Source organism: Methylocapsa sp. D3K7 (genome assembly GCF_029855125.1).
GTDB lineage: Bacteria > Pseudomonadota > Alphaproteobacteria > Rhizobiales > Beijerinckiaceae > Methylocapsa.
Genome location: NZ_CP123229.1, coordinates 4,075,561 through 4,087,956, shown reverse-complemented (window position 1 = coordinate 4,087,956; position 12,396 = coordinate 4,075,561). Strand labels below are relative to the sequence as shown.

Genomic DNA, 12,396 nt, shown 5'->3' with positions numbered 1-12,396 from the left:
GGGCCATGGCGATCACAACACTAGCAAGAAACCCAGGCCTGACCTGGAGCGTGCCGAACCTCCTGACGTATGGCCGGGTCGCGGCCGTACCGGTTGTCGCGGGCTGCCTGTTCTGGCCCGAGATCGCCTGGATGCGCTGGGTGGCGCTCGGCATCTTCATCGCGGCCGGCATCACCGATTTCCTCGACGGTTATTTGGCCCGCGCTTTGTCACAGCAATCGCGAATCGGCCAAATGCTCGATCCGATCGCCGACAAGCTGTTGGTTTCGGCGGTTCTGATGATGCTTGCTGCCGACCATACGATCGCCAGCTATTCGCTAACCGCCGCGATCATTATTCTTTGCCGGGAAATTCTCGTGTCGGGGCTGCGCGAGTTTTTGGCCGACCTGAAAGTCTCGATCCCGGTCAGCAATGTCGCCAAATGGAAGACCACACTGCAGCTCGTGGCACTCGGCTTTCTGATCGCGGGACCGTCCGGCGATCAGATTATCCAAGGCGTCACCACAACCGGCTTGGTCCTCCTATGGGTGTCCGCGATTCTCACGCTCTATACCGGCTGGGATTATTTCCGGGCCGGATTGAAGGAAATGATCGGCGAGTGATCGCGGATCTTAAGAGTGTCCCCTCATGAGAGCACTGTATTTCGCCTTTCTGCGCGAACGTATCGGCAAGGCCGAGGAAGAGATCGCGCCGCCGGAAAACATCAAGACCGTCGCCGATCTCATGGGCTGGCTGAGCGGCCAGGGGGAAAACTATGCCGCCGCCTTCGCCAGCCGCAAGACGACGCGCGCGGCGCTCGACCGCACTCATGTCAAACATGATGCCGTCATCGGCAATGCGCGGGAGATCGCGTTTTTTCCGCCGATGACTGGGGGGTAAACCAAATCTTATTGTTTCATGGTCCCTGCCGTCATGCCCGGGCTTGACCCGGGCACCCAAACACGGAAGCCGCAGCCATGAGCGCCCGCATCATCGTGCGCGTCCAGAAAGAAAGTTTTGACGCCGCCGCCGAGGCCGCCCCACTGACGCAAGGCCGCCGCGATATTGGTGCGCTCGTCACCTTCACCGGACTCTGCCGCGACGAAGGCGGCACCCTTGCGGCGCTCGAAATCGAGCATTATCCCGGCATGGCGGAAGAGGAAATCACCCGCGTCGCCCGAGAGGCTGCCGCCCGCTGGCCGCTCGATGGCATTGTCGCGATCCACCGCTACGGACTGATCAAGCCAGGCGAGCCGATCGTCCTCGCCATTACGGCCAGTAAACATCGCACAGAAGCTTTCGCGGCGGCGTCTTTCTTGATGGATTATCTAAAGACCGAAGCGCCGTTCTGGAAGAAGCAGCATGTCGCAGGACAAGGCCCTGGCGATTGGATCGAGGCGAAAGAGCAAGACCAAGCCGCTGCGCGGAAGTGGCGGGGGTAAGGAACAGTCGTTGCGCGGCCGGAGTATCTTCCATTTCTGGGCAGAATTCAGAAACAGTTTATTGAGCGGCGGTCCGCCCTCAAAGTGGACTCTGCTGGACGGCGCCGCTTTCGTCACTCATCCAATGTTTCGTCCAACATGGCCTCGCGCATATGAACGCAGTTGTTGATGATCATGTCTAACACGGCTTCGATCCGGCTGTAGTCGTAGCCCTGGACCCGCTCGCGCTGATCAAGAAAGCTGCGCATGTATTCGGTCTTGTTTATTAGTTCGCCCTGATAGGTATCAGTCCTGCTATTGAAGCTAGTCCAGCGAACGAGTGGCATCGCGCCAAGATCGAGGTAGCATTCGATTGCCGCAGCGCAGCCGTTGATATTGGCCTTGTACCGGCCGTTCGGACCGAGCGTGTCAAATTCGGCAAATGCGGGGCTGTTTGGTAACTTTAAGATAAGCATGTTGGCCGGCACGTTCAGCGCGCAGCTCCGTTCGTAATTGGCGACGCCCTCCGCATCGTTATCGTAAATCACGACCACATTGTTCCGGATCGAGATGCTGAACAGACCTTGTAGAAAGCGGAATAGGTTGCCCGTACCGGAAAATGGATAACCCTCTTCCATGTCCACGAAGTTGAAAAAGTCGGGGATGTGCGGTTTCAGCAGCTTGAACGCGTGCTGTATAATCTTTGCGTCCGAACTGCCCTCGGTCACGATCAGGAATCGGTTAGACTGATCGAGGGGCCGAACAAACACGCGCCGGTCCGCCCATCCTCCATTTTCGATATCGGCAAACTGCCATGTCACGGGCAAGTTAAGGGCCTTTGGGTTAAGGGCGAGGAGGCGTAGAACCGAATAGGCGCTCAGGTTTTCCATACCTTCGCTGCAATCATACCTGGCATAGCCGGGATCTTTTGCTATTGCGTCGAGGCCCAAGCGGTCGCAGAGCTGGCGCCGGAAGAACTTGCCGAAGTCCTCCCCCATCTCGCCGTAATCGGCTGAGATCGCGTTCACATCGATCGATACCAATGCTAGCTTCAGCTCTTCGAAAGTGAAGCGTTGATCGTCAAAACTGTTAAACTCGGAAAGGTATTTGAATTCGCGCTCGCAGTGCTGTAGCGTGTGGCCGAGTAACTCGATCCGGTCGATAACCTCGGCAAGCGGCTTTGACATGCCGTCTTTCAATTCGGCGAATAGCTCGTACCGCTCCTGGCCAGTTGAGTCGATATAGGTTTTTCCCTCCTCATTGACGTAGTAGTACGGGACCCGCGCCAGATCGGTCGGCTGGAACAGAGGGCTGTGATCGGTGAAGCCGCTGTTCTTCCCCCAATCAATCTCAAGCCGCCCGACGGCGAGATGGATCATTGAGCCCATAGAGAGCTCCAGACTAAGAGTTTGCAGAGGCCCGTGGCATGGCGCGTGATGTCATTCCTTTTCACAAACACGTATCCCTCATCGCGTGCAAACAAGCCAGTTAAAACCGTCGGGGTTTCTCCGTGCAAAAATCACGAGCAAATAGGAGACACCAGCGGCGCGAAGTTTGCTTACCGTGCCATCGCACTTATCGCACACCGCCGGACGTATGCGGCCTTGTAAGGTTTTCAGCCCCAATCGGACAAAAGTGTTTCACGTGAAACGTTTTGGTACGATTGAGCGCCGCGGCCGGTCACATTTTCAGGCAGCGCCTCAAGCCTTCTTTTCCCAGCGGCCGTTCTCGCCTTGCTGCCAATAGGTGGCCGGAAACCCCCGCTCCTTCAGCTCCTTCCATTGCGCCCGTGCGAGCGCAAGTTCGTCCTCATTGGTGCCGTCGAAGATCGAGATGGCGCGGGCGTAGCCCGCATCCGCCAGCGCCGGCCCGATCTCCGCCCCTTCGACGAAAATCCGCAGCGCGGCGCCATTGGGGTTTTCGGGTCCCGTCGTGAGGTAAATGGGCTGCAACTCGGCATCGCCGCCGGAGGCCCGGCCGTGCGCCAGAAAACTCGCATCCGAATAGGCCCAGAGCCAGGCATCAAGCGCGTCGAGCCGCTCGTCGCTCCTTGCCTGAACGACGGCGCGCCAGCCTTTTTCAAGGGACTTCTCCAAAAGCTGCGGCAGCGCTTTCTCAAGCGGCTGCTTTTGGAGATGGTAAAACCAGATTTCAGTCATTTGCCAAATTCATGAACAGCGAAGCTTGCCTTGGTGTAAATAGTGACATATTATTTTATTTCGCAGTGCAATATGATTTAAATTTAGTCACATATCATTTAAAATGAACATCACCGCTTCATAGTTCTTGGGAGGCCTAAATGGGCACGCTCGCCATTGGAAGCGTCCTATTTGGAATATTCATAGGAAAATTCTTTAAGTGGCCGGTTCTTGTTCCGGCGTTTGGACTTGTCATCGCTTTTGTTGTGATCAACCCGGCGCACACGGAGCGCACGCTCCAAATTTTGTTTTGCCAGACCGCCGTTTCCATCGTGTGTTTGCAAATCGGTTATGTGATCGGATTGCTCACTCTGAATTTCGACCGGGCTCCAAAACATCCCAAAAATATCATAAACCGCTCTCCGGATGATCGACACATCTATCGGCCTCGAATCTGGCGGGATCGAAGCTAAACTCTCGCGCCGGTTGAGCCTGCACGTCTTCTGCAAACCGAATTTGCCAGGGAGGAATGGTGGGCGCGACAGGGATCGAACCTGTGACCCCTACGATGTCAACGTAGTGCTCTCCCGCTGAGCTACGCGCCCCCAACGCCAGTCCCTGTCCGATGGAATTTCCCCGGATGGAACCGCGCAACCTCCGCAAAACGTGCCCTGAATCCACAAGACCGGCGGCATTTCCAGGCGGGTATATAGGCTCGGCCGCGTTGGCGCAAGCCGCGCCGGTGGCCCCAGTGCGGCCCCCTCTTCAGCCCTTGATCAAAGTTAGCAGAGACCGCAAGATCACCTCATTGCCGGCGCAGATCGACCCCTTGGCCAAAATCTCGTCGCCGCCCTCGGCGTCCGCCACGAAGCCGCCGGCCTCCTTGATCATGATAATCCCCGCCGCAAGGTCCCAGGCCTGCAAATTGCGCTCCCAAAAACCATCATATGTCCCCGAGGCTACGCCGCAAAGATCGAGGGCGGCGGCGCCGAGGCGGCGAATGTTGCCTGCCTTCGCCATGACCGCCGCCAAATCCGTCATGAAGCGCGGATGCTCGTTGGGCTTGCCGATATGCGGAATGCCGCAGCCGATCAGGCAATCACTCAAATCGCGCCGCGCCGCGACACGCAGGCGCCGGTTGTTGTGGAAAGCACCTTGGCCTTTTTCGGCGACAAACATATCACCGGTGGCCGGATTGAAAACGACTCCCGCGATGATCTGACCTTCGCGCGCAAGCCCAATCGAGATCGCGAAAATCGGCAACCCGTGCAGAAAATTGGTGGTCCCATCGAGCGGATCGATGAACCAGGTGTGGCTTTTGTCGGTGCCCTCGACGCGGCCGCCTTCCTCCATCACAAAACCATAGCCCGGACGCGCCCGCGCCAATTCCTCGTAGAGGATTTTTTCTGCCTTGCGATCGGCGGCGGACACGAAATCCCCAGGCCCCTTCACGGACACCTGCAGATTTTCCACCTCGCCAAAGTCGCGCGTCAAACCCCGCCCGGCCTTAAAGGCCGCGTCGGTCATGACCTTCATGAGCGCGGAACGGATCATGTTTAATCCGCCCGACGCAGATAGGTGGCCTCATTCGTATCGACGACGATTCTCTCGCCGACATCGATGAAAGGCGGCACAAGCACGCGCAAGCCGTTTTCGAGTTTTGCTGGCTTGTAGGACGAGGCGGCGGTCTGGCCGCGCACCACGGGATCGGCCTCGACAATCGTCAAGGTGACATTTGGCGGAAATCTGATGCTGACCGGGCGGCTTTCATGCATCTGCAAAGTGACTTTCATGCCCTCCTGAAGAAAAGCCGCCCGCTCGCCAATCCAATCGCTGTCGAGCTCGATCTGTTCAAAGGATTCAAGATCCATGAAAACGAGCGCGTCACCTTGCGCATACAGAAAACTGAAATCTTTCAGTTCGAGCTCAATCACTTCAACCGTCTCGTCGGCGCGAAAACGCTCATTGAGTTTGCGCGCGTCGATGAGATTTTTCAGTTCGACCTGATTGAAGGCGCCGCCCTTGCCAGGCTTCACCGCATTGGTTTTCACAGCAACCCAAAGGCCGCCATCGTGGCTGATGACAGTGCCGGGCGTAATTTGATTACCATTGATCCTGGGCATGAGGTTTTCCACTCGAAAGATATTGCTCGCGTTTAGCGGCATTCACCGGCAATCAAAGAGTGTTCAAAAGCGATTGGCTTTTTGGTTTGCGGACTGGCGATCCGCTCACACCCGCATCGGCATCAGCACATAGAGCGCCGCCGCCCCATCGCGGTCTTGCACCAGCGTCGGAGACCCAGGATCAGCGAGCTTGAACAACACCGTGTCGCTTTCGAGCTGCTCGGTGATGTCGAGGAGATAGCGGGCGTTGAAGCCAATGTCGATCGGTGCCGAATCATAATCGACATCGAGCTCTTCCGTCGCCGAGCCGGAATCTGGGTTGGTCACGGACAGAGTCAGCTTTGAATCAGTGAGGGCGAGCTTAACGGCGCGGCCGCGCTCCGACGAAATCGTCGACACCCGGTCGACCGCCGCCGCGAATGGCGCCCGGTCGACCACCAGACGCTTGTCGTTGCCAGCGGGAATGACCCGCACGTAATCGGGAAAAGTGCCGTCGATCAATTTTGAAATCAGCACGACCTGCCCTGAAGCCGCCGCCGGATCGCCGAAGGTAAACCGCGCCTTGGTCGCCGAGATGTCGACCCGCACTTCGGCGCCGGGATCCTCGATGAGCTTTTGCACCTCGGTCACGGCTTTGCGCGGCAAGATCACGCCCGGCATGCCGGCAGCACCTTTGGGCGCGGGAATTTCGACCCGTGCCAGCCGGTGCCCGTCGGTCGCGACGGCGCGCAGCATCATATGGCCCTCAACCTCGATCGTATGCAGATAAACGCCGTTCAGATAATAGCGGGTTTCTTCGTTGGAAATCGCGAATTGGGTTTTGTCGATCAGCCGCTTGAGATCCTGCGCCGCGAGGTTGAAACCATGCCCCAGCTCGCCGGTGGCAAGATCTGGAAAATCGCTGTCCGGCAGGGATTGCAGATTGAACCGCGAGCGCCCCGAGCGCAGTTGCAACTGGCCTTCCCCGCTTGAATCGAGCGAAACCTGGGCGCCGTCCGGCAATTTGCGAACAATCTCATAGAGGATATGCGCGGGAAGCGTGGTCGCACCGGCAATGCCAACATCGGCGGGCAAACGCTCGGTCACCTCGAGATCGAGATCGGTCGCCTTGAGCAGCAGCGCTTGGCCCTCGGCGCGCAACAGGACATTCGCCAATATCGGAATGGTATTGCGGCGCTCGACGACGCGATGCACATGGCCAAGAGACTTCAACAGAGCCGCTCGTTCGAGGGTAACCTTCATGGGGTGGTCCAATCGCGCTTTTTGTTCGATCTTGCCGTGCGTGCCTTGGATGCACCCGGGGGCGGACTTTGGCGCGGTCGCAGCCAAATCGCAAGCCTTACCGACATCATTCCCGGAATTGCGCCCGCGGCGGCGGCGGCCGAACCTTTACCTGCCCTTAATCCGCCGGAATTAACATAAAAAAGTTGCGATTGTGGACAATCATGCCCAGGAAACCGGTGCGGTTTCGTTGCAAACGGGTGCGCGTATCTTGAAAAGCCCGCGGCCACAGTCAGCCGGGTGGTTTTCCGCCAGTCCACAAAAAATTTCGGCCAAACTTTGCAAACCTTAAGGTGACATTTGCCCCGCCGCGCCGAAACCACGCGACCCCGAAGCCGGAAACGCCGCTCGCTGACCGGGTTCGTGCTGTATTGGAGCCTGATCGCCACCGTCTGGGCCGCCGTCGCGGGTGCTGGCGTTGTCGCCTATCAGGCCACGAAACTGCCGGCCATCGATGCTCTTGCCGTGCCGAAACGGCCGCCGAACATCGCGATTCTCGACGAGTCTGGCACTCTGCTCGCCAATCGCGGCGACACCGGCGGCGCGGCGGTGCGCCTGGCCGATTTGCCCCCCTATTTGCCCAAGGCCTTTGTCGCGATCGAGGACCGCCATTTTTATTCGCATTTTGGCATTGATCCGACCGGTATTCTGCGCGCCGTCTTTCACAATCTCGCGGGGGGTGGCTCGGTGCAGGGCGGCTCGACCCTCACCCAGCAGCTCGCCAAAAATCTCTTTCTGACCCAGGAAAGAACCGTTTCGCGGAAAATTCAGGAAGCGATCCTTGCCCTGTGGCTCGAACACAAATATTCGAAAAATCAAATTCTCGAACTGTATTTGAACCGCGTGTATTTCGGCTCCGGCGCTTATGGCGTTGAGGCGGCGTCGCAAAAATATTTCGGCCATGCCGCCCGCAACGCGACCTTGCCAGAGGCCGCCATTCTCGCCGGGCTGATGAAGGCGCCGACGCGGCTCGCGCCCAATCACAATCCGGAAGGCGCCGCTGAGCGCGCGGCGCAAGTCATCGAGGCGATGCGGCAGGAGGGCTTTATCACCGATGCGATGGCGGCGCTCGCCCTTGCCCATCCTGCGCAAGCCGTCCGCGATCAAAACACCAATGCCGCCAATTATGCCGCCGATTACGTGATGGATACGCTCGACGATACGATTGGCGCCATCGACGAAGACATCACCGTCTCGACGACGCTTGACGGCGGCCTCCAGGCCCTCGCGCAGGCCTCACTTGAAGACGCGCTCGCCCGCAGAGGCGTCGCCCTCAACATCGGTCAAGGCGCTCTTGTTGCGCTCGCGCCCGATGGAGCGATCAAGGCGCTAGTCGGCGGCCGCGACTATGCCGAGAGTCAATTCAATCGCGCGGTTTCAGCGAAGCGGCAGCCGGGCTCGGCGTTCAAGCCTTTCGTTTATCTGGCCGCGCTCGAAACCGGCCTCACCCCGGACACGGTGCGGGCCGACGCGCCCATCAATGTCAAAGGCTGGGAGCCAGAAAATTATTCGCACCAGTATTTTGGTCCGGTCACCCTGACCAAAGCTCTGTCGCAATCCCTCAACACCGTGGCGGTGCGGCTTGGCCTCGAAGCCGGTCCCAAGGCCGTCGCCGCGGTCGCACACCGGCTTGGAATCACCTCCGAGCTTTCCGTCAATCCGTCGATCGCGCTCGGCACCTCCGAGGTCACGCCGCTCGAAATCGTCGGCGCTTATGCGGCCTTCGCCAATGGCGGCATCGGCGTGCAGCCCCAGATCATCTCAAGAGTGAAAACCGCGTCGGGAAGGCTTCTCTATCAGCGCAAGGTCACCAGCAATGGCCGGGTCATCGATCCCACTTATGTGGCGATGATGAACGCCATGATGCAGGAAACCCTGCTCACCGGCACGGCGCGCAAGGCGTCTTTGCCCGATTGGCAAGCGGCCGGAAAAACCGGCACAAGCCAGGATTTTCGCGACGCCTGGTTCATTGGCTATACGAGCCATCTGGTCACTGGCGTCTGGCTCGGCAATGACGACAATTCGCCGACGAAAAAAGCCACGGGCGGCTCGCTCCCGGTCGAGATCTGGTCGCGCTTCATGCGCGCCGCGCATCAAGGTGTGGTGCCGCAGCCGCTGCCCGGCGGCATTTGGCGGGGCAACACCGCCGTGGCGGATGAAAATGGCTGGCCTCTGCCCAACTTCTTCTCCGGCGGCCCATTCGCCAGCACGACACGCGACGTCGCGCCCCCGCCCTATCCGCCAGACGATATGCCTCAGCGCAACGATGCCCGCGCAACTTCGCCAGCCTATGGCGGCGGCCTGGTGCCGCCAGCAGATATTCCCAATGGCCAACCGGGACAAAGGCGCCGGGCGCAAAGCGGACCGAAGAACATTTTCGAGCAGCTGTTTGGGGGATAGGCTCGGGCTAGATCAGATGGCTGGGGTGCCTGACGCTGGAGCGCGAGTTCTTTGTGGCATCGAGCGGGCACGGTACAGCGTCAGGTGCGCATCCGAAGCAGAAGTTCGACATTAGGCATCGGCTTCTTGGCTGTCCATCTCTAACCAGATGGATGCAAACTCCCGTTTTGTTGGGCAACAGCGACAGATGATCCATGCCTCTGCCTCCGCTTTACAAATATCTTGACTTTAAGGGCGCGTTGCTAACGCTCGAGAATAGAACGTTCAAACACGCAAAGCCATCAGATTTCAACGACACAGAAGACCTGACGTTCCAGAGCATGTTTCCCGAAGAAATGGAGGTGGCGCTGACGAAGATTGAGCACGGCTTCACGGATATAATTCTTCAGCACATCAACGATCCGCCAACATGCAGCTCGCCGATGAAGGAGCAGCTTGCGCTCATTCAGCATGTATTCCGTACCAATCCCAAGGCCGCAGATATGGTCAAAGCCGAGATGGCTAGCGAGGGAGCAGAGCCTGTCTTTGACGTCAATTACATGCGCGTGCGAGCTGGAGTGGTCGTCAAGGAGATCAATGAACAGATGCAAGCCACCCGAGTGCTCTGTGTGACCACCCACAAGGACTCCGAAAAAATGTGGGTCGACTATGCCGAGAACCACAAGGGAATCGCGCTACGAATCGAACCGAATGTAGCCAAACAATCCAAGTTTAATGTGTTCCAGCCCGTCATCTATCGCGAGAAGCGCCCCACACTTTACGATGACCCGCTTGAGTTCATCGCTGGCGGCCTGTTTGGAGATTTGGAGGCTCGCACAAGGGCGATGCTTGATAAGATCGTTTACACCAAGACTCTGAAATGGGAGCACGAAGGCGAGTATCGCTTGGCGATCCACTTGCGGCAGGATGAAGAGCCGTGGAACACAGACCCGTATCATCCCGAAGAGATAGTTGAGCTATATCTTGGCCTTGCTATGGAAAAGGCGGACGCCGATTGCATTGTCAGCATGGCTTTGGCAGTTAACCCAAACATCGCGATCTTTAGAATGAAGCGAATGCCAGATGGAAGCCTCGGGTTCGATAGCGTCTGATGCGAATAGTGTCGAGGAGTTTGCTACTTGTGGGTACTGCCCCTTCGACGGTGCATAATCCAAAACTTTCGTGACAAAAATTCCCCTTTGATATTGCTTTTTTGGTGCAAAATTCCGGCACAAAAACATTCCACTTGCCCGTCGTATATGTGTCAATTGCTGCCGATAAATTCGTCTCGGCACCTCTCGCAGTGACCTCGCCCACCAAGATGAATCTTCGAGCCCTCCTCAACAGGAGGGCTCAGACGGATGCGTTCAGCCGAACGAAGTGGCTTGGACTATTTCTTTCCAACTTTGTCTGCTGCTTTCGTGAGCGAATCAAGTGACTTGTGCAGATTGCTCACCTGGCTATGCAGATTTTCTAGATGAGCTTGCACCAGTTCATTTTCAGCGACAGTGGTCCATCCCGGTCTGCGGATGAATCCGATGAGAAGCTCGGCATGTTTTGCATCGTGAACTTTGCGAATTGCGTCATTAAGATCAAGAATTTTGCCTTCGAGTCCTGCATGGTCGTGTGTCACGAGAACCTCCTAATTCTTTCACGAATTGAATTGGTAGTCCCAATGGAAAGCCGGATCGAATGACGATCGGCTCGGGTTGGCCCTTTCGGCGAGCCGAAGCACTCGCTGCGTCAGACCTCACTTGCCCTTCAAGAGGAAACAGTAATTCTTGCTTGCGCGCGTCCCCCGTTCATTGGAGGCCGACATTGAATTTGCGCGCAACTTACATCGCAGATGCGTAGCGGGCAGCAGACGCGGTGCTCCAACGCGCCGCCGTAATCCCAGAATTGTACAAAAAAATTGATCCATCTTACCGCTCAAAAGCGCGGCCGCTGTCCTGAGTCTTGCAGGATTTCAAGCGCCGATCGTACCAAATCGTTTCACGTGAAACACTTTGGTACGATTGCTTTCACCAGCAAAGCGCGCAGGCTTGTGGGATTTAAGTCTTCAGCCGATCACAACGAGGCCCTTAGCATAGCGCCGTCCATTGGCGGCATAATGTTCGGCGCTCTCGCGCAGCCGCTGCGCCGAGGCGGCATCGAGGGTGCGCATGACTCGCGCGGGGCTGCCAATGATGAGACTGTCGTCGGGAAACTCCTTGCCCTCGGTCAGCAAGGCATTGGCGCCGACGAGGCAATTGCGGCCGATTTTGGCGCCGTTCAACAGCGTCGCGCCCATGCCGATGAGGCTGTTCTCGCCGATCGTGCAACCATGCAGGATCGCATGATGGCCGATCGTGCAACCGGGGCCGATGGTCAAGGGATAGCCCATGTCGGTATGCAGCAGCGAGCCATCCTGCACATTGGATCTGGCGCCGACGAAAATCTCTTCATTGTCGCCGCGCAGGACGGCGCCGAACCAGATCGAGACCTCCGCCTCCAGCCGCACCTTGCCGATGATTTGCGCATCCGGCGCGATCCAGAATTTGCCCACCTCCGGCAAAATGGGGAAGACGCCATCCAGCGCATAAAGCGGCATGGGCGAGCCCTTAAAATTCCTCGAGGTCGAAATCGAGGATTGCCATCTGCAAGGTAAAACTCTTGGCCTTGGGATCGTCCGCCGAAATTACGCCGATAAAATCATCGCCATTGTTCAATTCGACCGAATCGTTTTTTTTGGCGCGCGGCACAATCTTCAAAGTCTCGGTCTCGAACAGCCGCCGCAAATATTCTTGCAGCACCGGCCTCTCGACCGGAATTTTCATCTCGAAGGCAAATGACCTGTCGCCGTCTTCGTCATCGACGGAGATCGTGCCGATTTGCCGCTCGCCAAGACGCACATCGGCATCGTCGGGATTGCGTTTGGCAGGCGTGACTTTCAGCCCCGGATTGCCCAGGGATTTGCGCAGGAATTCCTGCAGTTTCTGCAATTCCGCTTTGTCCACGCTTCGCTCCGCAGGCACCAAGGCTGTCACGCAGGCGGTGTAGTGTGCGCCATGCATTTCACCGGACCAGACCTCTGCC

The 12,396-nt window shown here is 57.7% G+C and carries 13 protein-coding genes and 1 tRNA gene; 5 read left to right on the top strand and 9 right to left on the bottom strand.

Annotated features, from left to right (window positions below; all coding sequences use genetic code 11):
• Positions 1-5 precede the first annotated feature (5 nt).
• From pgsA to QEV83_RS19140, 3 genes are all read left to right on the top strand, one after another.
• Positions 6-602: a CDP-diacylglycerol--glycerol-3-phosphate 3-phosphatidyltransferase gene (gene pgsA, locus QEV83_RS19150; RefSeq protein ID WP_280129232.1), complete on the top strand. Its 597-nt coding sequence runs from the start codon at positions 6-8 to the stop codon at positions 600-602.
• Between the two features lie 25 nt (positions 603-627).
• The gene (moaD, locus tag QEV83_RS19145; protein ID WP_280129231.1) at positions 628-879 is read left to right on the top strand and encodes a molybdopterin converting factor subunit 1; all 252 of its coding nucleotides are present in this window, start codon (positions 628-630) and stop codon (positions 877-879) included.
• A gap of 77 nt (positions 880-956) precedes the next feature.
• Positions 957-1,421 (top strand): molybdenum cofactor biosynthesis protein MoaE, encoded by a 465-nt coding sequence (locus tag QEV83_RS19140; RefSeq protein WP_280129230.1) that lies wholly within the window; start codon positions 957-959, stop codon positions 1,419-1,421.
• A gap of 113 nt (positions 1,422-1,534) precedes the next feature.
• Here QEV83_RS19140 and QEV83_RS19135 read toward each other — a convergent pair whose 3' ends face one another.
• The 6 genes from QEV83_RS19135 to dnaN all read right to left on the bottom strand — a co-directional run bounded on the left by QEV83_RS19135 (position 1,535) and on the right by dnaN (position 6,903).
• Entirely contained in the window at positions 1,535-2,788 is a 1,254-nt protein-coding gene (locus QEV83_RS19135) for a HEPN/Toprim-associated domain-containing protein (RefSeq protein WP_280129229.1), read from the bottom strand.
• Positions 2,789-3,100: 312 nt separating this feature from the next.
• The gene (locus QEV83_RS19130) at positions 3,101-3,559 is read right to left on the bottom strand and encodes a DNA polymerase III subunit chi (RefSeq protein WP_280129228.1); all 459 of its coding nucleotides are present in this window, start codon (positions 3,557-3,559) and stop codon (positions 3,101-3,103) included.
• A gap of 509 nt (positions 3,560-4,068) precedes the next feature.
• Positions 4,069-4,143, bottom strand: a tRNA-Val gene (locus QEV83_RS19125).
• Positions 4,144-4,303: 160 nt separating this feature from the next.
• A complete protein-coding gene (locus QEV83_RS19120; RefSeq protein ID WP_280129227.1) occupies positions 4,304-5,092 on the bottom strand; it encodes an inositol monophosphatase family protein in 789 nt (262 codons plus the stop codon).
• A 2-nt stretch (positions 5,093-5,094) separates the two neighbouring features.
• Positions 5,095-5,661, bottom strand: coding sequence for an elongation factor P (gene efp, locus QEV83_RS19115; RefSeq protein WP_280129226.1), 567 nt, complete (start codon positions 5,659-5,661; stop codon positions 5,095-5,097).
• Positions 5,662-5,766: 105 nt separating this feature from the next.
• Positions 5,767-6,903 (bottom strand): DNA polymerase III subunit beta, encoded by a 1,137-nt coding sequence (gene dnaN / locus QEV83_RS19110; protein WP_280129225.1) that lies wholly within the window; start codon positions 6,901-6,903, stop codon positions 5,767-5,769.
• Positions 6,904-7,242: 339 nt separating this feature from the next.
• On the opposite strand from dnaN, the gene QEV83_RS19105 reads away from it, so the two are divergent.
• Both QEV83_RS19105 and QEV83_RS19100 read left to right on the top strand, forming a co-directional pair.
• Positions 7,243-9,342 (top strand): penicillin-binding protein 1A, encoded by a 2,100-nt coding sequence (locus QEV83_RS19105; protein WP_280129224.1) that lies wholly within the window; start codon positions 7,243-7,245, stop codon positions 9,340-9,342.
• A gap of 194 nt (positions 9,343-9,536) precedes the next feature.
• A complete protein-coding gene (locus QEV83_RS19100; protein WP_280129223.1) occupies positions 9,537-10,433 on the top strand; it encodes a DUF2971 domain-containing protein in 897 nt (298 codons plus the stop codon).
• 278 nt (positions 10,434-10,711) lie between these two features.
• Here the strand turns inward: QEV83_RS19100 and QEV83_RS19095 are convergent, their stop codons facing one another.
• From QEV83_RS19095 to QEV83_RS19085, 3 genes are all read right to left on the bottom strand, one after another.
• Positions 10,712-10,954, bottom strand: a complete 243-nt coding sequence (locus QEV83_RS19095; protein WP_280129222.1) for a hypothetical protein — start codon at positions 10,952-10,954, stop codon at positions 10,712-10,714.
• A 426-nt stretch (positions 10,955-11,380) separates the two neighbouring features.
• Positions 11,381-11,911: a gamma carbonic anhydrase family protein gene (locus QEV83_RS19090; protein WP_280129221.1), complete on the bottom strand. Its 531-nt coding sequence runs from the start codon at positions 11,909-11,911 to the stop codon at positions 11,381-11,383.
• Positions 11,912-11,921: 10 nt separating this feature from the next.
• Positions 11,922-12,317: a DUF3126 family protein gene (locus QEV83_RS19085; protein WP_280129220.1), complete on the bottom strand. Its 396-nt coding sequence runs from the start codon at positions 12,315-12,317 to the stop codon at positions 11,922-11,924.
• Positions 12,318-12,396: the final 79 nt, after the last annotated feature.